Annotated in this window: 18 protein-coding genes and 6 pseudogenes; 16 read left to right on the forward strand and 8 right to left on the reverse strand. The window is 33.0% G+C overall.

What is annotated here, in order from left to right; translation table 11 throughout:
- The first annotated feature begins 19 nt into the window (after positions 1–19).
- On the forward strand, positions 20–286 hold the full coding sequence (locus MSVAZ_RS04270; RefSeq protein WP_048123681.1) for a hypothetical protein: 267 nt from the start codon (positions 20–22) through the stop codon (positions 284–286).
- A gap of 803 nt (positions 287–1,089) precedes the next feature.
- Here MSVAZ_RS04270 and MSVAZ_RS04275 read toward each other — a convergent pair.
- Positions 1,090–2,280 carry a CPBP family intramembrane glutamic endopeptidase gene (locus MSVAZ_RS04275; protein WP_052727873.1) on the reverse strand — a complete coding sequence of 397 codons (1,191 nt, stop codon included), beginning with the start codon at positions 2,278–2,280 and terminating at the stop codon, positions 1,090–1,092.
- Between the two features lie 1,439 nt (positions 2,281–3,719).
- Here MSVAZ_RS04275 and MSVAZ_RS04285 point away from each other — a divergent pair.
- Positions 3,720–4,616 (forward strand): glycosyltransferase family 2 protein, encoded by an 897-nt coding sequence (locus MSVAZ_RS04285; protein WP_048118492.1) that lies wholly within the window; start codon positions 3,720–3,722, stop codon positions 4,614–4,616.
- Between the two features lie 18 nt (positions 4,617–4,634).
- Here MSVAZ_RS04285 and MSVAZ_RS19205 read toward each other — a convergent pair.
- A protein-coding gene (locus MSVAZ_RS19205; protein ID WP_157206013.1) for an IS1 family transposase occupies positions 4,635–5,730 on the reverse strand; the annotation gives its coding sequence in 2 pieces (ribosomal slippage) (positions 4,635–5,310 and positions 5,309–5,730; 1,098 coding nt in all).
- A gap of 117 nt (positions 5,731–5,847) precedes the next feature.
- On the opposite strand from MSVAZ_RS19205, the gene MSVAZ_RS04300 reads away from it, so the two are divergent.
- From MSVAZ_RS04300 to MSVAZ_RS04340, 9 genes are all read left to right on the forward strand, one after another.
- A complete protein-coding gene (locus MSVAZ_RS04300; protein WP_048118501.1) occupies positions 5,848–6,666 on the forward strand; it encodes a methionyl-tRNA formyltransferase in 819 nt (272 codons plus the stop codon).
- 27 nt (positions 6,667–6,693) lie between these two features.
- Positions 6,694–7,521: a polysaccharide deacetylase family protein gene (locus MSVAZ_RS04305; RefSeq protein WP_048118504.1), complete on the forward strand. Its 828-nt coding sequence runs from the start codon at positions 6,694–6,696 to the stop codon at positions 7,519–7,521.
- A 585-nt stretch (positions 7,522–8,106) separates the two neighbouring features.
- On the forward strand, positions 8,107–9,099 hold the full coding sequence (locus MSVAZ_RS18700; RefSeq protein WP_232316212.1) for a glycosyltransferase family 4 protein: 993 nt from the start codon (positions 8,107–8,109) through the stop codon (positions 9,097–9,099).
- Positions 9,096–10,553 (forward strand): B12-binding domain-containing radical SAM protein, encoded by a 1,458-nt coding sequence (locus tag MSVAZ_RS04315; protein ID WP_048118506.1) that lies wholly within the window; start codon positions 9,096–9,098, stop codon positions 10,551–10,553. Before MSVAZ_RS18700 ends, MSVAZ_RS04315 begins: the two co-directional genes overlap by 4 nt.
- A 38-nt stretch (positions 10,554–10,591) precedes the next feature.
- Positions 10,592–11,713 (forward strand): glycosyltransferase family 4 protein, encoded by a 1,122-nt coding sequence (locus MSVAZ_RS04320; RefSeq protein WP_198146794.1) that lies wholly within the window; start codon positions 10,592–10,594, stop codon positions 11,711–11,713.
- 56 nt (positions 11,714–11,769) lie between these two features.
- Entirely contained in the window at positions 11,770–12,912 is a 1,143-nt protein-coding gene (locus tag MSVAZ_RS04325; RefSeq protein ID WP_157206014.1) for a glycosyltransferase family 4 protein, read from the forward strand.
- A complete protein-coding gene (locus MSVAZ_RS04330) occupies positions 12,905–13,636 on the forward strand; it encodes a class I SAM-dependent methyltransferase (RefSeq protein ID WP_048118512.1) in 732 nt (243 codons plus the stop codon). The genes MSVAZ_RS04325 and MSVAZ_RS04330 overlap by 8 nt, the downstream gene beginning before the upstream one ends.
- 10 nt (positions 13,637–13,646) lie before the next feature.
- A complete protein-coding gene (locus MSVAZ_RS21490) occupies positions 13,647–14,186 on the forward strand; it encodes an acyltransferase (protein ID WP_048118516.1) in 540 nt (179 codons plus the stop codon).
- A gap of 971 nt (positions 14,187–15,157) precedes the next feature.
- Positions 15,158–16,246: a glycosyltransferase family 4 protein gene (locus MSVAZ_RS04340; protein WP_052727875.1), complete on the forward strand. Its 1,089-nt coding sequence runs from the start codon at positions 15,158–15,160 to the stop codon at positions 16,244–16,246.
- A 240-nt stretch (positions 16,247–16,486) separates the two neighbouring features.
- On the opposite strand, the gene MSVAZ_RS20745 is transcribed toward MSVAZ_RS04340, so the two are convergent.
- On the reverse strand, positions 16,487–16,996 hold the full coding sequence (locus tag MSVAZ_RS20745) for a hypothetical protein (RefSeq protein WP_048118519.1): 510 nt from the start codon (positions 16,994–16,996) through the stop codon (positions 16,487–16,489).
- A gap of 601 nt (positions 16,997–17,597) precedes the next feature.
- Between MSVAZ_RS20745 and MSVAZ_RS21745 the strand changes: the two genes are divergently transcribed.
- Together MSVAZ_RS21745 and MSVAZ_RS19210 are read left to right on the forward strand one after the other, a co-directional pair.
- Complete coding sequence (locus tag MSVAZ_RS21745) at positions 17,598–18,779, forward strand: DUF2206 domain-containing protein (protein ID WP_394297485.1); 1,182 nt, start codon at positions 17,598–17,600, stop codon at positions 18,777–18,779.
- 194 nt (positions 18,780–18,973) lie between these two features.
- Positions 18,974–19,057, forward strand: a pseudogene (locus tag MSVAZ_RS19210) (IS200/IS605 family transposase); the annotation flags it as partial.
- Between the two features lie 220 nt (positions 19,058–19,277).
- On the opposite strand, the pseudogene MSVAZ_RS19215 reads toward MSVAZ_RS19210, so the two are convergent.
- Positions 19,278–19,540, reverse strand: a pseudogene (locus MSVAZ_RS19215) (ISNCY family transposase); the annotation flags it as partial.
- Positions 19,541–19,577: 37 nt separating this feature from the next.
- Here MSVAZ_RS19215 and MSVAZ_RS04355 point away from each other — a divergent pair.
- Positions 19,578–20,755: pseudogene (locus tag MSVAZ_RS04355) on the forward strand (IS256 family transposase).
- Between the two features lie 353 nt (positions 20,756–21,108).
- On the opposite strand, the gene MSVAZ_RS04360 reads toward MSVAZ_RS04355, so the two are convergent.
- Positions 21,109–22,029, reverse strand: a complete 921-nt coding sequence (locus MSVAZ_RS04360) for a class I SAM-dependent methyltransferase (protein WP_048118526.1) — start codon at positions 22,027–22,029, stop codon at positions 21,109–21,111.
- A gap of 306 nt (positions 22,030–22,335) precedes the next feature.
- Between MSVAZ_RS04360 and MSVAZ_RS21060 the strand changes: the two are divergent.
- Positions 22,336–22,557: pseudogene (locus MSVAZ_RS21060) on the forward strand (ISNCY family transposase); the annotation flags it as partial.
- Between the two features lie 26 nt (positions 22,558–22,583).
- Here MSVAZ_RS21060 and MSVAZ_RS19220 read toward each other — a convergent pair.
- A pseudogene (locus MSVAZ_RS19220) lies at positions 22,584–22,864 on the reverse strand (transposase); the annotation flags it as partial.
- A 257-nt stretch (positions 22,865–23,121) separates the two neighbouring features.
- On the opposite strand from MSVAZ_RS19220, the pseudogene tnpC reads away from it, so the two are divergent.
- Positions 23,122–24,576 (forward strand): annotated as a pseudogene (tnpC, locus tag MSVAZ_RS04370) (IS66 family transposase).
- A 40-nt stretch (positions 24,577–24,616) separates the two neighbouring features.
- Here tnpC and MSVAZ_RS04375 read toward each other — a convergent pair.
- Together MSVAZ_RS04375 and MSVAZ_RS04380 are read right to left on the reverse strand one after the other, a co-directional pair.
- Positions 24,617–25,792 carry an IS66 family transposase gene (locus MSVAZ_RS04375; RefSeq protein ID WP_052727876.1) on the reverse strand — a complete coding sequence of 392 codons (1,176 nt, stop codon included), beginning with the start codon at positions 25,790–25,792 and terminating at the stop codon, positions 24,617–24,619.
- A 207-nt stretch (positions 25,793–25,999) separates the two neighbouring features.
- Positions 26,000–26,272, reverse strand: coding sequence for a hypothetical protein (locus tag MSVAZ_RS04380; protein ID WP_052727877.1), 273 nt, complete (start codon positions 26,270–26,272; stop codon positions 26,000–26,002).
- Between the last annotated feature and the right edge of the window lie 54 nt (positions 26,273–26,326).

Consider the following 26,326-nt stretch of genomic DNA (forward strand, 5'->3'; position numbering starts at 1 on the left):
ATTGGTGGAAGGTGTTACTATGTTACTAAGTAGTATCTCATCTAGTATTGTCTCAAGCGCCGCTGCATCAAGCGCGGTAACTATGATCACGACTCCAGGACTTCCTCAGTATGGGGCTGCAATAGTTGTTGGACTTATAGCTCTTCTCTCTCTAAAAGAGGTATTTTCAGCATCTGAGAAGTGGAACAAATATCTGAACAATTCCTTTAATATGGCAATTATTCCTTTGTTCTTCAGCTTTGTGGCAATTGTGGCTTTTAATGTTGCAGCGATTATTTTTGTCTGATTATAGCTATTAAATAATATTATGAGCTCGTCCCAAAACCAATATTATTTCCACATCAGTAAGTGTTTCAGGATTATTTTTCAGAATCATAAGCTCTATTGATAATCCAGAATACAAATATTCAGAGAAGCAATTTTGAGTTTTGGGATCGGCTCTTATATTATTTTTTATCTTTTTTTAGATATCAGCAATTATATTTTTATTTTTTGCATATTTTTGATCAAAAAAACCTGTTTTATCTCACATTTCTCTTTTTGATACTTTTGTATAATTAAAGATCACAAAAGTATAATTATTATAGTCATTCATTAACAAAACGATCAAATACCAAGGGATTATTATCCCAAATTGGCAGGGGTTCGAAATGTGCATTTTATGTTTAATCCAAATAATTTCCATGCGTCTTCGGTTAAATGAGGAATCGTGATAATTGCACCGATTTCCTCAACTGTTATCAAATAGTTGAATAAGTTATAAGCTGGACCAGGGTATCTATTTAACGTAAATAGGCCAAAATTTAAGACGGCTTCTAATGCAAAACCGATAGCTTTCAGGCAAGAAAATTTCTTAACCGATGACCAATGAAATAATTTCTGTGTCTATTCAACTATCCATTATCAATACCAGCTCTAATTTTCCAGTGCACCAATTTTCCTATAAAATTGAAATATTAAGAAGTTGGGGAGTAGAATCTTCAACGTCGGAAGATTAATTTCCACCATACACAAAAATTTGATTTCAAATATACAGCAAACTCGCGACACTGCCAACAACTGAATACTTATACTGATTTTAAGAACGTTTCAGAATACTGTCCAGCCACTCAGATAATGTGGTAAAATCCCAAAAAGGAAAACATTGACCAAGCCGTGCAGAACAACAACAAAGGGCAGGCTTTTTGTCTTGTAGAAAGCAAAGCCCATGAAAAGTCCTACAAAACCTGTATATAAAACTTCATGGAAGGTACCATATCCCGAGTGCATGAGACCGAATAGAAGCCCTGCAATTAACACTGCTTCTTTCACACCGAGTGCATCTTCGAGCCTTGTCTGGAGGATTGACCTGAAAATAAGTTCTTCAACTAAACCTACGAAGAACACCATTATAAAAGTTAGTATAAGCAGGTTTACGATAGAAAGTTCCTTTATAAGGTAGCCTGGATGGATGGTCAGGTATTCTCCAAGCCCAAGCAGAAAGCCCAGTGGAATTGAAAGGATAATATAAACCGGAAGATTCTTTGCAGTAATCCCTATACTCTCAAAAGAAGAACGTTGATTAATTACTATAAGTGCTAGGGGAACTAAAAGAGGGCCATAGACAAAAACGAAAGTATAAAGGGTGGTATTAAAAAATACAGGCATGGAAAGATTTACCAATCTAAGGATAGGGAGAAGCATTAGAGCCTGATAAATTCTGTATACTTTGAGGTTCTTTATGATTATATCGGAAAGAGATAACGCAATTAAAACTCCGATATGTATCCAGATAGCGATTTGCATTTTACCTGCAAAGATAAGGAGTTCGGCCAGGCCTATGAATACAATAGGTATTGCAGTAAAGAGCCTGATTCTTTCTGCCTCGAATTCTTCCAGATTTATGTCTTCAAGCCCTAATTTTTTCCAGGTTTTATGTGGATAGAGCTCTTCCGGAGGACTTTCGATCAGTTCTTGTTCTTTTGAAGCCATGTGTCGATATATTAAAATAATCAGAGCTGCTGCCCCAATTCCTGCAAAAGCGTAAATAATATCGACATATTGTCCCATTTTCTGGAAAGGCCCCGAATTCTCATCGGATAAGACAAATGTGGAAAAGCCTGGTTCTTCCGTATTGTTGGAAGGTACCAGTTTCAAAACAGGCCCTGTCTGTGAGGATGAGGAATTATTTAAGTCACTACAACATGCAGGAGAAACTGCCAGTAAAACCAGACTCAGCACTGAAATAATTATTAGAAAATCTAGCTTTTTTTGTTTAGTATTAATAAATCTTTTTTTCATTGGAACTCCTTCTTTCACTCAGGGCTAACTTACTCTATTTGTGCAAACCTGCCTGATATTCCACAACCTCTTATTGTGAATAATATATAAAGTTTCGTATATAGTTCGTGTTTAGTTTCAGTCGAATACCCCGCTAGCTTGCAGGCTGTCCGACAATTACAGACAGTAATAATCGAATTCCTTTTTTTTCGATTTAAAGATCTTAAATACCTTCTTTTTGTTATCTATTTATTACCAATAGTAATTGTCGGACAGCCTGCTTGCTGCGGGGATGGAAACTTCCCCGGTAACCGTTGATGATTATATAATTATCAATTCCATTTTTCGGTTGTTAACTTCTGTTCAAACTAAACCGTTTAGGGTTACTATTTCCTTTGACGGAATTTCGAGCGGTGGCGTGAACATACCCCGTTGCTTGCAGGCTGTCCGACAATTACTTTCGGTAATAATAGAATTCCTTCTTTTTTTATTTAAAGGTCTTATTTGCTTTCTTTTTAGCACTTTTTTATTACTACCAATAATTGTCGGACAGCCTGCTTGCAGCGGGGTTCGCCAGCGCAACTTTGATTTTTAATTTAATATTCCACCAGTGTCATGAAAATTAGCTATTGGTAATCGAATAGGCTCAAAATCGTTGTATACTATTGAGAAGCTACCAAGATTATGCTCAATAATTAAATTGCCAAGATATTAGCTTGCTGTAGAGATCGAACCTTTTCCAGAAACAGTTGATGATGATATGATTTGTCAACTACATTTTCGGTGTTAACTTCTGCATAAACATAGTTGTTTATGGTTATTGTCTTCCTTAACGAAATTCAAGCAGTAGAGCGAAAATATCCTGCTGAAAGAATGAAGTATTCCAGTGTAATCTTGATTTTAAATAAATTATTTTTTACATTCTTTGACCATAAGGAGAGTCTTATTCCATACAGTTTTTTCATTTTACTCTTAATTTCCCTTCTGCCAGGTGCGGCGACTGGAATCAACTCTTGAATATATAGGAAGATCTTTTCCGATGTAAATAACTATTCTTAAACCTGCGTATGAATATTTTTAGGCTTCAACGTTTTCTGTTTTTGATTTTATTACATATTTTAAAAGATTATTCTCGGAAGTATTTTTTCCAAATTTTTAGATCAATAATATAGTTTGATATTAACTCTACTCATAGATCTTCTAAATAATGTTATTTCTGACTTAGTATTATAAAACTGTTTATTTTTCATTAACTTTATATAATATTTCTTCTAATTTGTTCATAAAAATATTACAATGGAATCTGTTTAAAGGGGTATACTACTTAGGTTACGTTACCTTTCAGATCTATACGCAAATTCACTCAAGATATTGTGTTTATGCTTAAGAGTATCTAAACCGAGCAATGAATTTAGTGACCAGTTTCTATGCTACTCCCACAAAATCACGAGATATCTATTATGACTCTAACAATAGCGGCAATGCCTGCTTATAATGAATCAAATTCAATTGCAAACATAATCCTGGAATGCAGGAAATACGTCGATGAAGTAGTTGTTGTCGATGATGGTAGTTCGGACAATACTGCCGATATTGCTGAATCCCTTGGTGCTTATGTTGTCCGCCATGAAACAAATAAAGGATATGGAGCAGCTCTAAAAAATTGTTTTGAGACTGCACGTAAGCTCGATGCATATGCAATGGTCATAATAGATTCTGATGGGCAGCATGACCCCTTTGAAATTCCTAAACTTCTGGAGCCCTTAAATAATGGTTTTGATCTAGTAATCGGTTCAAGGTTCGTCAACGGTAACGGTAAAAACGTTCCCCTTTATCGTAAGTTCGGAATGAGAATTCTAGACATTGCAACTATCATGGCAGGGGGTATCCACGTTACCGATTCACAAAGTGGCTTCCGCGCCTACGGGAAAAAAGCCATTGAATGCATAAATATAAACGGTGTTGATATGTCCGCAGGATCTGAGATTCTTCTTCAGGCTCAAGATCATCGTCTGAAACATACCGAAGTGGAAATCCATTGCAGGTACGATGTGGATGACTGTTCCAGCCAAAGCCCATTTTTACATGGATCTAAGGTTCTATTGCGGCTTTTAAGAGATATGGAATATAGAAAACCTTTATACTATTTTACTGTTCCTGGAATGCTTTTGGGTGCAATAGGGATATTTATGGGACTAAAATTTATACAGGTTTTTTACCTTGGTGGAAGCTTAAGTTTTGGACCGACGTTATTGATGATATTACTGACTATTGTTGGGATGTTTATGGCGTTTACGGGAATTATATTGCATGCTGTATCGCGGATGATCTTCGAACTAAAAAGATACAGTTATTGAATTGTTGATGGTCAATCTTTATTTGATTGATGTTTTAAAACACCTGAATGTCAGCAATTCCTTTAAGGTCCATATTGAGTCCACAATTCCTGCCTCTCTTGCAGGTGTATTTTTACATTCTACCCCTCTTTCATCTTTGTACTTTAATCCTCCATGACCTCTACAGAAGTTAAAGTGGGTACAATATAACCTCATTTGATGCTCTAACCATTCTTTGACTTTTGAAAACCCTATTGTTTTTCTTGAAACTCTGTTGTTATCCTGCCTAAAAGTCAGGTTTTGTCTTTCAAGTAAAGTTGTTGAGATTTCACTTTGTTCAATATTGTTTCCAAAGATAATCTTCTTCTTGACTTTCTTAAGTAACCCATTTATTCTTATTTTGACTACCTGTGCATACTTCAAATCATCACGGGGAAAAATTTCTGGTTTCTTTGGTCTTCCTCTTTTCCCAGTTCTTGGATACTCAATTAAAACTCCAAAATGTTTCAAAAGGGCTTCTCTATAAAAGTTCAATCCATCTGTGACAAAAAGAGGTATTTTATCCGAAAGATGTTTTTTAACTGACTCGACTAACTTATCCGCAACATACTGTTTTCTTGGTCCTATTACAAAGTCCAGTATTAGCCTACAACCTGGTGCAAAAGCTACCCACATCCATGGCCCATTATCTTCATAATCCTTCATTCTAGGAACTTTTTTTTTGAATTATTACCCATAGTTCATCCATTTCTATCTTGGGTACATCCACGTCTTTCATCATACTGTCATTTACTTTATCGCATTGTTCAGCTGCACGAGCTAACCATCGTTTTACACTGGCAGATTCTACCTCTAAAACATCGGCAATGGCTTCAATGCTCATACCTTTCATAGACATTTTTAAAGCTAAATCAATAGTTTTCTCAGCTTTCCGAAGATTATGATAAAAAGTGTCTGTATGGTCGTTGAATACTTTACCGCAATGACGGCAAAGATATCTTCTTGTTTTTTCTCCACGACTTATATATGTTCCATTTCCAGTAATATTGCCTTGGTTAGTAAGACCATAGAGCTTGCAGTTTTTGTTAGGACAGGCAACGTCAATGAATCTTGGTTTTGGACCTCTTTTTCCCATAACATAAACATATGATGTTAAAAGATATAATACCAATCAGATACAAAGTGACCATCGAATTGTTTGTTTTAATTATTTTTGTATTTTTATGATGGGTCGTTTGGCTTGGTGGAAAAAATGAGAATATATATTAATATTACGGAAGAGCCTTTGTATATCAACCGTTTTATTGAAGATATTATACAATCAAACTCTGATGAAATTGTTGGTATTAATATTGTTTCCGGGTCCTTTTTAGAAGGAAATAGCTTTAAAAGAAAGATAGAGTATGTAGCCACCATAGCTCTGATTAGTGGTCCAATCAAACTTTTAAAGAGAATTTGTATAATGGGATCTTTCTTCATTTTTGATGGAATCAAGATTTTGAGACCAAAAAATCCTCTCTCAATTTCTAAAGCTGCTAATAAGTATAATATCCCTATCACATATATCGACGATGTCAACTCTATACCATTTTTGGGCCGCCTTAAAAAATTGAATATAGATTTGATAATAAATCAGGCCAACTTAATTTTGAAGAAAGAATTTCTTGATGTGCCTAAAATTGGTTGCATAAATAGGCACAGTGCACTTTTACCTAAGTATAGGGGCCAACTTGCACCTTTTTGGGCATATCTGAACAAGGAGACTGAAACCGGAGTTAGTATTCATTTTGTTGAAGAACAAATAGATAGTGGAGACATTATAGTTCAGAAAAGAGTCCCTATAATGAAATTTGATACGTTTGATTCTCTTTTAGATAAGATTTTTTTAGTTACTCCTCACGCAATGAGAGAAGCTCTTGATATTATTAGAACTGGTAATTTTGAAGAAAAACTGATTGAAAACAACGACAATAGTTCATCCTACTATTCGATACCTAGGTTTAAGGACGCAGTAAGATTTAGAACTGTCATGATTAAAAATTGGTTATCGGGATCTGCTAATCCCAGATGAACATCTATTAAATTTGGAGGAATAATAATGGTTAATGCTCTAAGTGTTGATTTAGAGTTTTGGTATACAGCAGAGCTTGTTAAGAAATTTGTCCCTCAAAAAATAGATGATCAGGTAGTCGAATCTATAGAGCCGTTACTTTCTCTTATGGACAAATACAACACAAAAGCAACTTTTTTTGTTTTGGGTAGCTTAGCAGAAAAATATCCTGAATTAATTAAACATATTCATGATAAAGGACATGAGATTGCTTCTCATGGTTACTCACATAAGACTTTATACGATTTAGACAAAGAGAGTTTTGATGATGAAATTAAAAGATCTGTAACTATATTGAAAAAAATAACAGGAGAAAATCCTATTGGATTTCGCGCGCCTACTTTTTCGATAAACAACTCAACTAAATGGGCTTTTGAGATACTTGAGAAGTATGGGTTCAAATATGATTCAAGTATATTTCCGATAAAAACAATGTTATATGGAGAACCTACAGCACCACTACATGTATACAAACCTTCTAAACACAATGTTACTATTAACGATCCTTGTGGAAACATTATTGAATTCCCAATGACTGTTGCCAGACTAGGAATGAATATTCCTATTTGTGGTGGTTTCTATTTCCGTTTGTTTCCATCATATTTTTTTTACTTAATACTGAAAAAAATAAAAAATATAAGACCAGTTGTGATTTATATTCACCCATGGGAGACTTACATTCAAACACCACGTTTAAATTTACCATTTTTTTCAAGTTTTATCACTTATTATAATATTAAGTCCAATTTAAGCAAATTTGAATATTTGTTGAAGAATTTTGAGTTTACTACAATGAGAAATGTCTTGGAACTTTAAATTCTGTCTGTGTAATAATTATTAATATAAACAATCATCATACCTTACGCAGATGTCTTCAAAAAGGTAACATTTTCCGTGTTATCGTTTTTGGAAAATTATTCGAAAATCTGTAGTTATTGTCTCAACTGAAGCTTCGGAAATGTGTACTGGAAATTTTCAATAAAAACAAAAGGTCGAAATTGTAGGAAATTTCAAAAACACATGTTTGAACAACCGGACAATTTTCAGAAAAAACGATAGCATGAACAATTGTGAAAATTGAAAGGATATCTGCGAAAAGTGGGATCATCTGTCTAGTGTCGAGTCAACCGCAAAATGTCGTATAAAATCAATTGCAATTATTCAGAACCACTGAATCTTTGATGATTGACTCGACACTAGTTTAATATTAATGGTTTGGCGTTTATTATGAAAATTCTGATAAGTTCAATAATTGATTTAAAAAGGACACCACATAGCAGACTACATCAATTCATACTACATCTATGTAAAGATCATGAGGTAACCGTAATATGCATTAATGATTGGTGGAAGTCTAAACAAACAAGCGTTGATTTGCACTCAAAGAACAGTATCCAATTTATGGAGTCCGTAAATATAAGATATATTACTCAAAAGAAAATAAGTCCTATACTTCAGGAGACAGTTCTTAGTTACAATGCAGTAAATAAAATGAGAGATATTAAAAACTTTGATATACATCTTAACTATGGCAGTCTTTTTACAGGTTACTTTGTTTCAAGAAAAGTCTCACCTACTATCTTTGACATTATGGATGATTTGCCAGAAATGATTCAAACTTCACCACAGATTCCTTATGTTTTGAAACCTTTTGGAAAATTTCTTGGACTTTTTATTTTAAATTTAAACATTGCTAAATCTAAAAAAATAACTTATATTTCTCAGTCCTTAAAAAAAGATTATAACTTTCCTGATTTAAAATCTGAGTATGTTCCTAATGGAGTTGATACTGAACTATTTAAGCCTTGTTCTGTTGATTCATTAAGAAAGCAACTCAATATTGGTGATGATATCTTTTTAATCGGGTACGTTGGTGCTTTAAGAGAATGGGTAGATTTAGAACTTGTCTTTAAAGCGCTAAAATTATTTGATCCAAAACTGAATATCAAATTTATAGTTGTTGGTAAAGAAGCTGAGTTCTTAAAAAATAAACAGTTAGCAGACCTATGTGGCGTTTCAGAAAATGTAATATTTACAGGAGATGTCCCTTATTCAGACGTTCCGAAGTATATTTCATGTATGGACGTGTGTCTCATTCCGTTTAAGACGAGTGATGTTGCAAAAAATTCATTACCATTAAAACTTTTTGAATATATGGCTTGTGAAAAACCAGTAATCTCAGTCAGATTGCCTGCTGTTATTGATGCTGTTGGTGATAGGGTCATATATGCTTCAGATTTCCATGATTTTTATGATAACATCCTTCGTTTATATCATAATAAATTTTACAGAAACTTACTGGGTTCAGAAGGCAGAAAGTTTGTAAAAAGTCAATATGACTGGTCAGTAATATGTAAAAAATTAGACAAATTATTGGAGGCATCAATTTCATGAGAGTGTATTTTTTAAATCCTCCGTTTTTACCGAATTTTGTAAGATGCGGACGTTGGCAGGGCTGTTCTTCAAGAAGTGGAGGGTTAGATTATCCTAAATGGTTAGCTTATGCTACAGCAGTTGTAGGCCAATCTTTTAAGGATGTAAAGCTTGTTGATGCTCCTGCTAAAAAATGGGATCTAAATAAAGTTTATGAAGATGTGAAGCTTTTTCATCCAGATATTCTTGTAGTTGATAGTAATTTTTCTAGTCTAAAAAACGACATTGAGATCACAGAATATTTGAAAATAAATGTTGGGATTGATACAACTATAGTCGTAGGGCCTCCAGTATCTCAATTTCCAGATGAAATTCTTAATCACGAAGGAGTCGATTTAGTAGCAAGATTTGAATATGATTTTACAATTAAAGAAATCGCTGAAGCTATTCTTCATGGAAAAACAATTGAGGACATAAAGGGAATATCATATCGAAGAAACGGAATAATTATTCATAATCCTGATAGAGGGTATACTACTTCAAAAGACTTGGATAGCATTCCATTTGTGTCAAAAATTTATAAAGAACATCTTGATATTAAAGACTATTTTTTAAGTCAATCTCTATATCCTGAAATTCAGATATTTACAGGAAGGGGATGTCCTAACAGATGTTCTTTTTGCTCTTGGCCGGTAACATTAATGGGAAGAAAGTATCGCCATAGAAGTTCTGAAAATATTGTAGATGAATTTGAATATATAAAAAAAGATCTTCCCGAGGTTAAGGAAGTTTTCATCGAGGACGATTCTTTCACAATCGATGAAAAATTAGTTCTAGATGTGTGCAATGATCTAATCAAAAGGAAACTCAATATGGTGTGGTCTTGTAATTCTAGAGCGACACTGAACTATGAAACTATGAAACTAATGAAAAAAGCAGGTTGTAGGCTTCTTATCGTTGGTTACGAATCAGGGAGTAATGAAGTACTTCAAACTATTAAAAAAGGGGTAAATAAAGAGAGGATGATAAAATTTACTCATGACGCAAAAAAAGCTGGATTGCTTATCCATGGAGATTTTATTATCGGTATGCCAGGTGAAAAAGTAGAGACCGCTGAACAAACTCTTCAGTTCATAAAGGAATTGAAGCCAAATATATTGCAAGTAGCAGTTGCAACTCCTCTTCCAGGCACAGAATTTTATCGTTATGTTAAAGATAATGGGTATATTACTGTGGATGATTTAGGTGATAGTATCGATAATAATGGGTTTCAACGATGTATTGTCTCGTATCCAGACTTCTCTAAGAGCGATATTGAATTTTTTGTTGACAAAACTTTGAAGAATTATTATTTAACCCCTTCGTTCATTTTAGTAGCAGTTAGTAATATTTGTAGGAAGAATGGATTGCATGAACTAAAATCTATGTTTAAATCAGCTAAGACATTTATCAAATATGTAGGTCGAGAAAGATGAGAGTCGGACAATATATTACCCTATTTCCTTCCGACGATTTGACAGGTGACGAAAGAATATATGGGTCTACTAGAGCTGCTTATGAACTAACTCTTAATTTAGCCAAGAGAAATCATGAGCTTTCTGTGTTTTCTACCTCTGATACATTAAATGATAATATTGAAACTAGAAAAAATCTAAATATCTATAGATACGGCTCTCAACTGAAGCTGTTTTCTACACATTTCTCTTATAGTATTTTTTATAAACCTCAAAGATGTCATCTTGATATTGTTCATGTACACTTTGATATTCCCCCAGTTCCATTTGCAGGACTAAAACTTTCTACGGAAACAAAAACACCATTAGTTGTCACCTATCATGGAGATTGGGATGATAGTTATGGAAGTTTCTTCCGTAAAACAGGAGTTCGATTTTTTAATCGATTTTTTGTAGATAAACTTCTTACTCAAGCTGATGTCATTATTTCGCCCTCTGAAAACTATATTAAAGAATCAAACTTTTTAGTAAAATACTCAGATAAAACAGTAGTAATTCCAAACGGTGTTAATATAGAACAATTTAAAACTGTCATTTCGAAAGAAGAATGTCGAAAACTATTACATTTGCCTCTTAATTGTAAAATTATCTTATTCTTAGGTGCTTTGAATTTAAGAAAGGGTCCAGATATTTTGTTAAATGCTATGGTAAATGTCATTAAAGAATATCCCACCTCCAAACTACTTTATGTTGGAGACGGTAGTTTTAAATCAGAATTATTTACAATGACAAAAAAACTTGGACTAGAAGATTCTGTAATCTTTACAGGATACATTGCTGAGAATTTAAAACCTTTATATTACAAAGCGTCGAATTTATTTGTTGTTCCTTCTACAATAAGCACTGAGGTTTTTCCATTGGTTATCTTGGAAGCTATGGCATCGAATATTCCAATAATTGTAAGTGACCTTCTCACTTTTAAAAGTATTGTTGATGATGGTCAAAATGGATTAATAGCAAGAAAAAGTGATCCCAATGATCTTTCAATAAAAATACTTCAGTTATTGGATTATCCTAATCTTGTCAAAAAGCTGTGTCAAAATGGTCTTGAATATGCTGAAAAATATTCATGGGAAAATGTTGCTAAGGAAACTGAGAAGGTTTATAAGAATTATGTCTAAAGTTTATTTGAGGTGGTACTATAAAGATCGGTTTTCTTGGTAGTGGTTTAAACTTGTTGTCAGGGTCTTCTAAACCTATTTTCCAACTAATGATGAATCTTGAAAAAAACGGTGTCCAAACAACTATGCTCTCAGATCATTTAAGTGAAGCCACGTTAAATATTCACAACATTTTATTAAATAAATATCGTGTTAATTTAGATATTCAGCGTACGAATAACTTGAATAAGGGCCTTCTGAAAAGTAGAGAAGATGTAATACATGATATAATATCTTGGTGGAGCGATTGTGACCTACTAATTTCTACAGACTTCCTTATCCCGTGGCTTTTAAGTCATAATAATATAAAGCTAAATACTAAAATAATTTTCCTTGGTTCAAACAATATGAATTTTAAATTTAGATATCTTATTGATTCCGGTTTTCCAGCTCTTATCAATCTATATAAACCTTCGTTCTTTAGTAAATATATTTTTCGAGGTTTTCTGCTTCAGAATCTGCTAAACCGTTTTGATTTTATCTTGACAACTAGTAATTATGTCAAATCTGAAATGAAAATATTAAATTTGAATGTTCCTATTTTTTCCTTACCTATTGGTGTGGACGTAAAACAGTATTCACCTCTCAATTTAAGTGAAACCAGTTTTTTATATTTTGGGTGGGGGTCTGGTATAAGAGGGTTACAAGATGTTTTAAAATCCTTTGAAGTTTATTCTGAAGAATATGACAACTCTTATTTAAATGTCTGTCTGCAAGGTCAACATGGTCCTGAAGAATCATTTTACGCAAATATGATAAATAAATCTAGAATTAAAAATAAGATTCATGTCCATTTTTTTACTGAGAATATAGAAAGCTTAATAAAGTCTAGTACTGCGGTTATATTACCTTTTAGAATTCCATTCGGTTATTCACAACCCCCACTTGCGGTTCTGGAGAGTATGTCTTTTGGACGCGTTGTAATCTCTACAAATGTAGGCTGTATTCCTGAAATTATTTCTCATAAGTCTGATGGTTTTTTGATAAATCCTAATTCACCCAACGAAATTTTAGATGTTCTTATGAGCTTAGACAATTCTGTTGTTAACAATATCGGTTCAAAGGCTCATGAAAAAATTCATAATTTTTTTTCATGGGAAATTGTTACTCCTCAGTATATAAGATTATTCAGTGAAATATTGGAGGGTTTTTATGACTAATAACATAAATACAAAATCAAAAGAATACTATATCCAAAAAACTGTTGCTGAAGATTATGATGCAGAAAGATTCACTTCTCTAGGTGGAAAAATGTTCGATATGTTCGAAAAAAATGTGGTAATATCCAGTCTTCCACAAAATAAGAATGCAAAAATATTAGATGCAGGGGCAGGTAGCGGCAGATTTACGATTGAGATGTTGAAAAAAGGATATGTTAATGTTCACTCATGTGATTTTTCTCCTGCCATGCTAGACATAATTAAATCAAAAGTTAGTACATTTGGCTTTCAAGATCAAGTTAAAATATCTAGAGAAGATGTAACAAATCTTAGTTTTTCAGATAATTACTTTGACTATATTTCTTGTATCAGGGTTACAGTGAATCTCGACACCCTTGAAAATGTAACCAAAGCTATTCGAGAGTTTTATAGAGTTTGTAAGCCTGGAGGGGTAGTTGTTTTCGATATCGTTAATCCGATGAGTATCGCATACTTTGGATCTAAAAAGAATTCTATGATTACTATGAAAAAGGCAAAAGCAATAATAAAGTCTATCCCAGGAATAAGGGTCAAAAAAGTATTTGGAAGTAGATTTTTAAGTCAGACTGCTTTTGAAAAAACACCTGCCAGCTTAATGGGAGTTACAAATAATATAGATAAATTATTTTCTTACTTATTTCCATTTTTTTGCGTAAGGATATATTTTGTTTTAACAAAAGATTAACGCGATTACTATGAATCTCAACTCCTTTATTTTTTTGTTGATTTATTACTCATTTGCAAGGTATCTTCCTGTCTCATACAGTCCATTAAGTTTCAGTGTAGTTAAACCTTTTAGGGGTTATATATGTAAGCATATTTTCGAAAAATGTGGAACAAATGTAAATATTGAGAGCAATGTTTTCTTCGGTAGCGGGGTAAATATAAAAATTGGAAATAATTCTACGATTGGAATTAACGCTTATATCGGAGGCATTGGGAGCGGTGGAAGATTAACAATTGGCAATAACGTCATGATGGCAAGGGATGTAGTTATTTTAACTAAAACACATAATTTTGAAAATGTTTATCAACCAATGAACACACAAGGTGGTGAAAATTTTAGTGTTACTATTGGAAATGATGTTTGGATTGGCGCCAGAGTTATTATATTGCCTGATGTAGTAATTGGAGATGGTGTGATTATCGGAGCTGGAGCGGTGGTGACTAAAGATATTCCGGCGTATTCAGTTGTAGGTGGAGTTCCTGCTCATCTTATAAAAATGAGATGCTAATTTAGTTTCAGTTCCATTATATTCTTGCAGTAAAAGTAAACATTTACTCGATTAAAAAAATATATGTAACTATTCAGCCTATCAAAACATGTCTGTTGATATTGATTCTAGTGAAAGTAAGAACTCAAATAAATAACCTATAGAAGAGGACGACATGAAGTCAATTGTCAACAGTTCCATAAAATCAATTTGCAGAAATTTGTCTATTTAATTTTAACAAAGATGGCTATTGATTCTGTTTTATATGGGCTGAATAGTTACAAATATATTTAATTTGATCTTAATGCATAATCTACCTTACTATGGTTGAAAAGTCTATCTCTAACTGAAAATTTAACATAAAGTTGTGATCTATTTATTTTTATTCCTAATTTGACAGATTCTGTTAATTAATACAGTATTTTCTTACAAAAAACACATCGCATTGACATATTACTTTGTGGTAAAATAAAATATATTAAAAATCAAATTGCGGGCGGCCACCCCATCCTAAACAGGCTGTCCGACAATTACTATTGGTAATAAATAGATAACAAAAAGAAGGTATTTAAGATCTTTAAATCGAAAAAAAAGGAATTCGATTATTACTGTCTGTAATTGTCGGACAGCCTGTAAAGGATGGGGTATGCTTCGCGCCGCCCGCCCGGTTACTTGGAGAAGATGATTAAATATCCTTTAACAAGGTTTCCTTAACATAAGTGATTGAAATTTTTACCTCGGTTTCCTTCTCCGATTTACTATCTATATAATAGGAAACTATGGTTTAGATATTTAAAGAGAAAACGAAGAGGCGAGGGTTCACTTCATCTCCCAACCTGAAGGATAGGGTATTCGTGACCCTCTTCGCTCCCGTAGTAATAAATAAACACAAAAGATAAATTTGAATTGTATGAAGAAAACAGAAGCTTGAAGTCTATTTGTACATTATAAAATGTATGCTTTTGTCAAATTAGGGTTTTATGGTGTTTTATATGAAAGTTTGTATAGTTGCATTAGGTGGAGGAATTGGTGGCATGACTCAATATACATCTCAACTTGCGAATTCAATCTCAAATTTTAACTTGGATGTACATGTCATAACTCCAAAATGTACAAATGAAAATGTAAATTATTTTAATGAAAATATTTCATTTAACTATGTTCCCCAAATTAAGAAACTATTGAGTTTAAACTCATTTAGATTTGATATCTTTATAAAATGTATCTTTGATATAAATCCTGATATTATTCATATTACTATGGAACACCCTTGGTTGATTCCATATCTGTTAGTGTTTGAAAATAAATGTCCAATCGTTTCAACGATTCATGATAGCAAAAAACATCCTGGAGATTGGAGTCCTTATCCATACTTAATCTCTTTGAAATTACTTAAAAAAAAGTCAAGTAGAATTATTGTTCATAGTAAAGCCGTAAAAAATCAACTGCTTACAGAAGGAATTCCTGAAAAAAAAATTAATGTTATACCACATGGAGCTCATTCTTTTTTTTCTAAATATTGTATAAAGGATGTAGCAGAGGAAAATTGGATTTTATTTTTTGGTAGGATTGTTGACTACAAGGGAATCGAATATTTAATTAAAGCCGAACCTCTAATAACCAACCAATTTCCAAATACAAAAATTGTTATTGCCGGAAATGGTGATGTTTCAAAGTATAAAAATTTTATTTCAAATAAGGAAAAATTTATATTTATTAATGAGTATATATCCGATGAAATGACTGCACAATTATTCACCAAATCTAAGCTGGTTGTTTTGCCATACATTGAGGCATCACAATCTGGTATAATTCCTATTGCCTATTCTTTTAAAAAGCCAGTTATCACTACACAAGTTGGAGGTCTACCTGAAGTTGTTAAAGATGGGATCACTGGTTATGTAGTACCTCCTAGAAATTACGAATTATTAGCAAATGCTATTATTAATTTGTTGGGAAACGATCAGTTAAGAGTTAAGATGGGTGAAAATGCTTACATTTTCATGAATGAAAATTTATCTTGGGATCAAATTGCTTATAATATACTAGATGTATACAAAAGCGCATTAAACCAAAAATAAGTAGTTACTCCAAGTTCTAAACTTAATAATGCCTGTACTTAATTATGCCAAGTAGGACTTACACACTTGAAGAATAAAATCAATCACGGGAACGACTGTAAATTAAAATCACGTCTTAGCAGTTAATGGTCTGATACTGTTTATTCCTCAGTTCAACTGCTTAAATCCTAATCAAGTTTAAATGGGTTATAGTTTCAATTGAATTTTAGATACTTGAATATTTTTTCATGATAGATGTACTTACGTTGGTTGGTTCAATATAAGTCTAAGGATTTCAGTGAGTATTATGGAATACAATAACTCTATATCTTTGAATTGTTGGGACAAGAATAAAATATTCAAAATAATTTTTTCTATGCAACTGATGATGCTAGGATCAATAGGAATAGATCTCATTGGTTTTAATGTTCCACTCTTAAGACAAATCATTTGCACAATATATCTATTATTTGTTCCAGGCACGTTAGTTTTCATGTTTCTGAATATACGCAAAGATAATATTTTAGATGTATTTTTATATGTAATCGGGCTAAGTATTACGGTACTGTTTTTTTTAGGGTTTTTTATTAATCTTTTTTCCTCTTTTGTTGGGATTTCCAAACCAATGTCGCTTTTTCCGATTTTATGCTCCCTTATTTTATTTTCATTCTTTATGCACCTACTTTGCTTTTTTTTCAGTAGTAGGTGTTCCAAGGTTTCTTTTACATACATTAATATATTTTCGTTAAAAAATTTATCTTTGATAATCATACCATTTCTTTCTATTTTTGGGACATATTTGGTAAATTATTATAATTCTAATATTCTACTTATGATATTAATTTTTATACTTTCTATCATTATTATTTTTATTGGATGTCATAATAATATATCTGAATATCTGTATCCTTTATCTCTATTTGTAGTTGCTATCTCTCTTCTATTGCATAATTCATTAATATCTCCGTATATATCTGGCTATGATGTTCATTATGAACTTTATATATCTAACTCTGTAATGAGTAATTTTACTTGGAATCCTAAAATTCTTGATACATTTAATTCTATGCTTTCAATTTCCATCCTAATTCCTTTTTTTTCGATAGTTAGCAATATAAGTCCAGTTTGGACTATAAAAATTATTTATCCTTTTTTATTTTCTTTAGTTCCCATTGCTCTATATCAGGCATTTAATAAACAAACTAATAACAGTAAACTTTCATTTTTGGCATGTTTCTTTTTCATCTCAGTCTTTGTTTACTATACGGAAATGATCTCATTAGCTAGGCAGCAAATTGCAGAAGTGTTTTTTTCCTTGTTAATTCTTTTAATAGTTGATGAGGATCTTGATTCTATAACTCGATCATTTTTGATGGTTCTATTCAGCGCCTCTTTAGTCGTATCTCACTATGGGTTATCATATATCTATTTAGGCTCTATCCTTTTTAGTTGGTGCATTTCAGTAGTAATTAAAGCAAACCGAACCTTTTTTTCTAAGTTTTTTCATAAAATTTATATTTTTGATGCTATTCTTTCATCAAAAAGTAATTTTTTAGTACTATCACCTAATTATGTGTTATTGTTTTCAGTTTTAAGCCTCTCTTGGTATATTTTTACATCACATTCTTCGGCTTTCTCTTTATTGATAAATGTGAATAACCATATATATAACAGCATTTTTACGAATTTTTTAGATAGTAAGGTAACTGAAGGGCTATATTTAGTAACTCTAAAAACATCTTTAATTCATGATGTAACTAAGTATCTTCATATATTTACTCAAATATTTATTTCAATTGGACTATTATACATATCTATAATACCAAATAATTTATTCAATAAAGACTTTTTGTTAATTAGTTGGATATATTTCTTAATATTTATCGCAAGCATAATCATCCCTTCATTTTCAAGCTCCTTGAATACTACAAGACTATATCATATTGGACTCTTTTTTTTAGCTCCTTTTTTCATTATCGGAACCATTAAGTTTTTCAGTTCAATTGAAAAAATTATTAATCATCGGATTGACGAAAAGGTTCCAATAAAGTTCATATCAGTATTTTTGGCAATATTTTTACTCTTTAATTCTGGTTTTATTTACGAAATCACAAAAGATCATCCCACTTCAATATCTCTAAGTCAAAAAAGCATCCTGAGATTCGGTGACGAATCTGATATTATGAATTTTTACGATAATTATATTCCAGAAGAAGATCTTTTTGGAGCAACATGGCTTTCACTCCATAGAAATAATACATATAAACTATACTCCGACGATTCAGTTACGCCCTTAAAATGCAATGTATTAGTTTCTAAAGGTTGCATTAGTTATCTTAACATACATGCATTGTCAAAATTCACTACTGTGATTCCATCAGATTCTTATCTGTTCCTTAGATATGTAAATGTAAGGGAAAATCTGATTCAATATAGATCACCTAGTCTTTTTATCAAAATGCCTATTATCTGTAAAACAGATAATATTGATCTTCTTATTGACAATAATTCAAAAATATACTCCAACGGTGCTAATTACATTTTTGTGTACTGATTTCAAGTAACTCATAAGTAGATGAGAAGGAAAATACTAAAAATATTAATTCTGTAATATATCCGCCTAAGAATCTGATAGAGATTTTTTATTTCAGTCGAATACCCCGCTAGCTTGCTGCGGGGATGGAAAACTTCCTCAGTAACCGTTGTAAAATACTTGATTTTATATTGTTAATTACCTTTGTAATGTAGATGGAATTAAGACATGCAAACCATTGTGTCTACAAAATAAGATACCATATGGTTTTTTGTATAAAGTATCGTAAAAAGCGACTCAGTTTCATAATTTAGTGATTTCTCATTTTTTCTGTCCTTAAAACTTCACTTTTCTCTGCTAACTGCTCAAATAAACTGTAATAATCCTTGAGAAATGATTTCTTTGGCAGGAATGCCCAAGAATTATTCCACATCTTTAATTTTTTTCACTGAATTTTTTGATTAAAATCGATACGCTTCGCTACTTAATCCTTAACTCAGCTCTCAAAAATATCTTTTACTAAAGCTTAAATGGAGTAAATAATCTGAACAATTCCAGAAATGACTTTTGTGGTTTCTTGAGCAAATTTAATCTTCTCATTGAGTAAGTTTAATCTGATTCTCAATTCCTTTATCAGTCCTGAACTGCTTCTTGTTATCCGTTTTTAGACTTTTTGAATAATAGCTTTCAATAGGATTATTTGTCGCTGGCGCTCTTGGAAGATAATGGAACAAAGTAAGATTTAGCCAGTGTTTATTGATCATCCACAATCGTTTTTGAACAATTCAGGCAGTGTAGCGAAAGTTCTGTAAAATATGATTGACTCTATATCCTTTTTCTTCACCACAAAAAAATAGGATGTAGAGTCAATGGTTAATCTATTTTCATTTATAAAAGATTATCTTGTCGATCAGGAAGATGGAATTCGCCAGTTAATTACCTGGTTTTTAAATCTTGTCATGGAGGAGGAAGCCCTCCTCCAATCTTGTGCACAACGTTATGAGCGTACTGCTTCACGGAAAGCCAGTAGAAACGGCTACAAACCCCGAACTCTCCTTACCAAATATGGAGAACTTGAATTGTTAAAGCCTCAGTTCCGTGAATTTCCTTTTGAAACTCAAGTATTTGAAAAGTATTCCAGGGTTGAAAAGTCCATATTAGCTGCTGTAGCGGAATCTTACCTTCAAGGTGTTTCCACCCGACGGGTAGAAAAGGTCATGACTGCTTTGGGAATAGAGGGAATCTCAGCTTCTTCTGTTTCCAGAATTACTAAAGAACTTGATGAGAAAGTTGAAGAATTTCTCTCAAAGCCAATAGAACATGAAATTCCTTACCTTTTTGTTGATGCGACTTATCTTAAAGTAAGAGATGGACTCCATTATGAGAATAAAGCTCTTTTTGTAGTTGCTGGAATCAGAGATGATGGTTTACGTGAGATTCTTGGAGTAAGATTGGCAGACAGTGAAGACTCTCTATTCTGGGAAGATCTATTCGAAGACCTTAAAGAAAGAGAGTTAAGAGGCGTAAAGTTAGTTGTTTCTGATGGCCATAAAGGAATACAAAAAGCAGTAAGAGAATCCTTTATTGGATCAAGCTGGCAGATGTGTCACGTTCATCTGATAAGACAAGTTCTAAAAAAGGTTCCAAAAAAGAAACAGAAAGAAGTATCAGAGAAAATAAAAGAAGCATTGGTAGACCGTCAGAAGTTACAGGATTTGATAAGGGAACTGGATAATATGGGATATAAAAGTGCAGCTGATACTCTTGAACATTTTCAGTATGATGTAATGAACTACATGCAGTTTCCGCAGAGTCACTGGAGAAGAATAAGGACAACAAATATGATGGAGAGAACTAACAAGGAAATAAAAAGAAGAAGCAGAGTTGTGGGAGCATTTCCGAACCAAGAATCAGTATTGAGACTGGTAGTCTCAATACTGATAGACATTAATGAAGACTGGATCACAGGAAACAGGTATATAGTAATCGAGCAGTAATCAAAAAAGAAGAATTAGGGGTGTATAGAGTCAAATTTACAGAAGATTAGGCACACTGCCTCTACTTTGAAAATTAGTGGATAAAAAGTAAGTTCAATTTGTTTTTATCATTCGGAAGTCAGTCTGATCGGAACTACTGATAATATAAGCAATAACTTCAGGGTTTGAAGCACATAGAGCAAGAATCTCTTCACGTTTCATCAAGGAGAAAAAGAACTCATTTTATATCCAATTTTTCCTAGGAAAAAGGAAAAATTGTGTAGCCTTAACAAGGCTACCTGAATAGTTACAAGATTACTTATGAAAAGGTACAAGAAATCCCTTATAACAGTTTAGGTTTGACTCAACACTAGTCACTTTTTCTGTGCGATCATGAATATATCAGGTACGAAGAAAAAAATCATAGCCTTTCGTCTTGTTTTATACGGTAATAATGAAATTAATTGTTCTACAGCACACGAGTAAGTGAGATATATACTGCTAACCTTAGGTTTGATATAGACTCCAGTTAATTGAGTCAGTGTGTTAGGAATGTGAAACACTCCGTAAATATCCTTAAAACCAGCTTTTTCTAATGAATTTTTAAGTTCTTTATATGTGTATTCCTTCAAGTGCATTCCAAATGGTTTTTCACATTTAAATACTCTAGAAATATCCGCTGGACCCATATGCTTATGAGGAGTAATAAATATATATTTGCCTTCACTTGAAAGTATAGAGTTTACATTTTTGAAATGCTCAATTATATCATCAGGATGAAGATGTTCAATAACTTGGTCAGAAATCACAACATCATAAGATCCAGATTTTTCAAATTTATTTAAATGAATACCATCTGAAATACCCCATGAAAGGTTAGGTACTTCTGAAGCATATTTTCCACCTCTCTCACGTGTGATTTCGGTAGCTTTGCACTCAAAACCACAACTTGCTAAATAGGTAATTAGCTCTGCTTTACCAGATCCAATTTCGTAAATCTTTTTCGGTGGATATCCGAGAATCTCAATTATATTTTTGTATTTTATGGAAGGAGATATATTATTGTTCGAATTTGTAAACTTATTAAGCCACCATAGTTCTCTATACAAAGTAGTATAGCATCTATCAGTTATTTCCCAACGATTTTCAGAATTTGATTTTAAAATCTCGCTTGTCAAAGTTTTTTCAAGATTCCAATGTTTTAAAATCATTTCTTCTGTGATATCATCTTCTGCAGACATATGATAGTTTTTTTTATACCTATCAATAAGTTCCTGACCTCTTGGTTCCTTCATAGTTTTATCCCTTTCTGAATTTTTGCAAAAACATTTGGACTCTTCGTTGTTTTGTGTGGATGTCCTCATAATATTCTCATGAAAACCAATGCAGTCTTGAGTTGAAAATCATCTTATCCACAGGGAATGACGAAGAGCTAACATTTGTTACTCGTATAAGGGGTAATATGCAGCTTTAGTATTATAGCTAGAGGCTCTCAAATTAGACTTTTGCCTTAAAAAGTTATTCTCTTTTTCACTAACTCTAATAGGATTTGCCTTTATTCGATAGTGACAACTTTAAACAATGCTGTATACGTTGTTCTCATGTCGAAAAACAGTATTTTATACAAAGGAGTCCTCTTCGAGGACTCCTTCGAGAACTATCTTAACAGAGAAAGCACTTCAATTTGCCAATTCCTGCGCTTCCTTTGCATTGACGATATTGCAAAGCACGTCGAGCGTACTTTTTATACCAACAAAAGTTGGCACTTTAAGTACAGTGTTTCTTCTATGATAAAACTGTTTGTTGTTAAGTGTTTTAGGAATGATAAAAATATAGGCTCTTCGTCATTTCATATGGGTAGTTTGAAATCTAACTTTTTTAATTTTAAATAGATCATAGTAATAAAATACTTAGTGTTTTGATATCCTCTTGCATTTCTTTTTATTAACTGTACAATACTGTTAATACCTTCTACAACTCCGTAAGTGACCCTGGAATCAAAGTAGTTTAGAATTCCATCCCAATGACTCTTAATGGTTTTAGCAACCTTAATTATTGCCTCTAATCTGCTATGAGTTGCCCAAAAATACCACTTTTTAGATATTGTTCAGCTTCCTCTCGGCTTTTGCATTCCCATAATTTTCTAAGAGGCTGTCTTATTAAATACTACATGTAATTCTATTGTTCGCTAGTATCGTGACAATATAGTTATGAGTCACTTATATACTTTGAATTCAATATTATCTCTTATGTTAAATATAAATCTTAATGATAGTGAAGTTCTATTTCTTAAAAACTTTCGTAACTATTCAGGTAGCCTTGTTAAGGCTACACAATTTTTCCTTTTTCCTAGGAAAAATTGGATATAATATGAGTTCTTTTTCTCCTTGATGAAACGCGAAGAGATTCTTGCTCTATGTGCTTCAAACCCTGAAGTTATTGCTTATATTATAAGTCTTGAGTCTCAAATAAAAGAACTCACTGAAAGATTGACAGCCTTAGAATCTCGCTTAAATCAAAACAGTAGAAACAGCAGTAAACCTCCTTCTACTGACTATTTTTCCAAAGGAAAACCTAATCCCAAGAGTCTTCGTAAAAAGAGTGGCAAGAAACCTGGAGGTCAAGAAGGTCATTCAGGAACAACTCTTGAAATGGTTGATAATCCTGAGTAGATAATTGAACATTCTTTGAGTTGCTGCAAAGAGTGTGGACATCTTCTTGAGGATATTGAAGCTGAAGCTTATGAGAAAAGACAGATTTTTGATATTCCACCTGTAAATCTTACTGTTACGGAACACCGAAGTCAGATAAAGACCTGTCCTTACTGTGGAAGATTAAATAAAGCTGATTTTCCAGAATCCGTAAAATATCCATTTCAATATGGCCCTAATATTTTGTCCTCTGCAATTTACTTTAAAAATCACCATTTCATTCCTTACGAAAGGATTTCTGAATTGTTTAATGATGTAATGGGGATAAAAATCTGTTCTGCTACTATTATTAAAGCAGAAAGAGATTGTTTCCAGAATCTTGAAGAATTTGAAAACATAATTCGAGAAAAGGTACTAGCTTCTCCTGTTATCCATTGTGATGAAACTGGAATGAAAGTTCAAGGAAAAAGACATTGGCTTCATGTAGCTTCTACTGACAAATACACCTGTTATTTTTCTCATCCAAAAAGAGGTTCAGAAGCTATTGATGCTATGGGAATTCTTCCCGAGTTTAAAGGGGTAGCAGTTCATGATGGATGGAAACCTTACAACGGTTATAATTGTGATCATGCTCTTTGCAATGCTCATCTCCAAAGAGAACTTACTGGAATTGAGGAGAATTATAAACAGCAGTGGGCTAAAGATATGAATGAGCTGTTATCTGAAATGAAAAAGTATACCGATGAGTGTAAAGAGCAGGTTAACTATCTTGATTTTGAACAAGTTAAGGCATTAGAAAAAAGGTTCAATGCTGTAATCGCGAAAGGAATTGAAGAAAATCCACCTTCTCTAAATCCTGAAAAACAAGGAAAACGTGGTAAGAATCCAAAAACCAAAGCAAGAAATCTGCTTGATAGGTTTATAGGACATAAAGAAAAGATTCTGAGATTCCTGACAGACTTGAAAGTTCCGTTTGAGAATAATCAAGCAGAAAGAGATGTCAGGATGATGAAGCTACAGCAGAAAATATCAGGAACTTTCAGAACTGAACGGGGAGCGGAAGCTTTCTGCAGAATTAGGGCATATATTTCGACAATAAGAAAGAATGGTTTACCTGTTTTAGAGGGTATTCTCGCGGCGCTCAAAGGAGCGCCGCTAGCTAAATATACCCTGAATAGTTACAAAGAATGAACTGAATGTTTGTATCCTCTTCAAATTGAGTGGAAACCCCTCAATTTCCACTCACTGAGCTTTTTTCTCTGATGATTTGAGCTAAAGATGGCATCTCAAATATACTGCTGACTCTATCGCATATGTACTGATATGCACTTACCCCCAGTTTCTTTGCTGTCTGAATAATCGTCATAAATGTGTCATTTGCTTTTGTTCCTTCCTCTGTTATGGTTTGAAGGCTCACATCTCTTTTTCTGACCTTTGCTCTTGCTGCCAGTTCCGCTGCATTGTTATGCAGCGGAATCTCTGGCAAAATCAGTACCTTTAACAGCTGTTCCTTGTTCTCTTTCGTCTTAGCGATTCTTTCATCCAGCTGTTCATATCCTGTTTTGGTAGAAAACAACTGATCAAACTTAATGGATAATTGCTCCGCTACCTCTGAATCTGGTTTTATTCTAAACTTACAAAGCTCACCATAAAAGTCCCAGTACCTGTCCAGAAAAGCTTCCAGCTTTTCTCTATGATAAGGAACTACTGGCCTCAATTTCTTGTAGTTTCTACCATCATGAATCCAGCAAAGAGCATGATGATATGCAATTTGCCTGAATTGACGTGCATCATCACTCAAAAGTGTGGTAACCACAGGTATGTTTGTCATCTGATGATATGCCGCAATTGCACCGGCTTCAAGAACTTTCTTCTTAGTAGTTTTTCTACCATGCAAAAAAATACAATCCAGTTTTCGACGCATTTCCTCGTCACTGAATATTTTGTTTTTTAAAGAAGAGAGCTTTTCTATCCATCTTTGGGAAACATTAAACGTTTTCATCAGATCAAATGCTTCCTCATTAAAGCAGTACGTTTTTTCTTTTCCACATAAAAGCACATCTAAAATGGTTTCCCGGTTCTTATTTGGAACTGTAAAATAAGCAGCATAATAAAGATTACAAAGAATCTGAGTATAATAATTGACACCATTGACTCTTGCACCTGTATCATCAATCTGCTGATAAGGCGTAGCCTTAAGACCTTCCAGAAAAATCTCGGCTTTCTCCTGATGAAAAATATCAATATCTTTTGTCAAGATTCGAGAAATAGTGGCTTTAGATATATGGACACCAATATTTTTTAGGAATTCATGTATCTTGGGTTCTGAAACATTAGCAACATGATTAAGAGTGATTATAAGAGATTTGATCCCAGGACCAAACTCACCCTTTACGCTTTGTGGCAATTTTCCTGCGTATGTTTTATGCTCAGAAGGAGAATAAAATATTTCTATCCTGTATTTTGTGTTCTCAGGCTTTATGGATATATCCTGAATTATTACGTCTCTATAACCTTTAAGATACGCATCACTGGGTAAATTGGATCTATTAACTTTACATGTTTCAGTTCGATGAACCTCTACTTTGTCCAGTTTAGATTTAGGCTCTTTATCCTATGGAATCTTTCTTTTTCTTCTCTCTTTTTCAGAAGAAATGTCTTCATGCTTTTTAGAGCCACGAATCTTAGGTTTGGCTTTTTCACCTTTGAGTAAGTTGATTTCATCTCGAAGCTTCTGGTTCTCTGCCTTGAGGAATTCAATCTCTTCATTCTGTTTTTCAATTATAGCAAACAAAATGCGAAAAGCTTTGGCATATCTTTCATCTTTAATTTCATCAGGATTGATGTCCAGTGAAGCAAGCAATTGTTTTAAAGCTTCAAGTTCCATTTTTCTACTCCAAAATATGATAAGGGAAAATGGAACTACTATTATAGTTTTTAT

It is taken from the genome of Methanosarcina vacuolata Z-761 (assembly GCF_000969905.1).
In the GTDB taxonomy this organism is placed as follows: domain Archaea; phylum Halobacteriota; class Methanosarcinia; order Methanosarcinales; family Methanosarcinaceae; genus Methanosarcina; species Methanosarcina vacuolata.

Coding starts and splice junctions, on each gene's coding strand:
- MSVAZ_RS04270 (WP_048123681.1), top strand. CDS start 20: ATGTTACTAAGTAGTATCTCATCTAGTATTGTCTCAAGCGCCGCTGCA.
- MSVAZ_RS04275 (WP_052727873.1), bottom strand. CDS start 2,280: ATGAAAAAAAGATTTATTAATACTAAACAAAAAAAGCTAGATTTTCTA.
- MSVAZ_RS04285 (WP_048118492.1), top strand. CDS start 3,720: ATGACTCTAACAATAGCGGCAATGCCTGCTTATAATGAATCAAATTCA.
- MSVAZ_RS04300 (WP_048118501.1), top strand. CDS start 5,848: ATGAGAATATATATTAATATTACGGAAGAGCCTTTGTATATCAACCGT.
- MSVAZ_RS04305 (WP_048118504.1), top strand. CDS start 6,694: ATGGTTAATGCTCTAAGTGTTGATTTAGAGTTTTGGTATACAGCAGAG.
- MSVAZ_RS18700 (WP_232316212.1), top strand. CDS start 8,107: ATGGAGTCCGTAAATATAAGATATATTACTCAAAAGAAAATAAGTCCT.
- MSVAZ_RS04315 (WP_048118506.1), top strand. CDS start 9,096: ATGAGAGTGTATTTTTTAAATCCTCCGTTTTTACCGAATTTTGTAAGA.
- MSVAZ_RS04330 (WP_048118512.1), top strand. CDS start 12,905: ATGACTAATAACATAAATACAAAATCAAAAGAATACTATATCCAAAAA.
- MSVAZ_RS21490 (WP_048118516.1), top strand. CDS start 13,647: ATGAATCTCAACTCCTTTATTTTTTTGTTGATTTATTACTCATTTGCA.
- MSVAZ_RS04340 (WP_052727875.1), top strand. CDS start 15,158: ATGAAAGTTTGTATAGTTGCATTAGGTGGAGGAATTGGTGGCATGACT.
- MSVAZ_RS20745 (WP_048118519.1), bottom strand. CDS start 16,996: ATGATTATCAAAGATAAATTTTTTAACGAAAATATATTAATGTATGTA.
- MSVAZ_RS21745 (WP_394297485.1), top strand. CDS start 17,598: ATGGTTCTATTCAGCGCCTCTTTAGTCGTATCTCACTATGGGTTATCA.
- MSVAZ_RS04360 (WP_048118526.1), bottom strand. CDS start 22,029: ATGAAGGAACCAAGAGGTCAGGAACTTATTGATAGGTATAAAAAAAAC.
- MSVAZ_RS04380 (WP_052727877.1), bottom strand. CDS start 26,272: ATGGAACTTGAAGCTTTAAAACAATTGCTTGCTTCACTGGACATCAAT.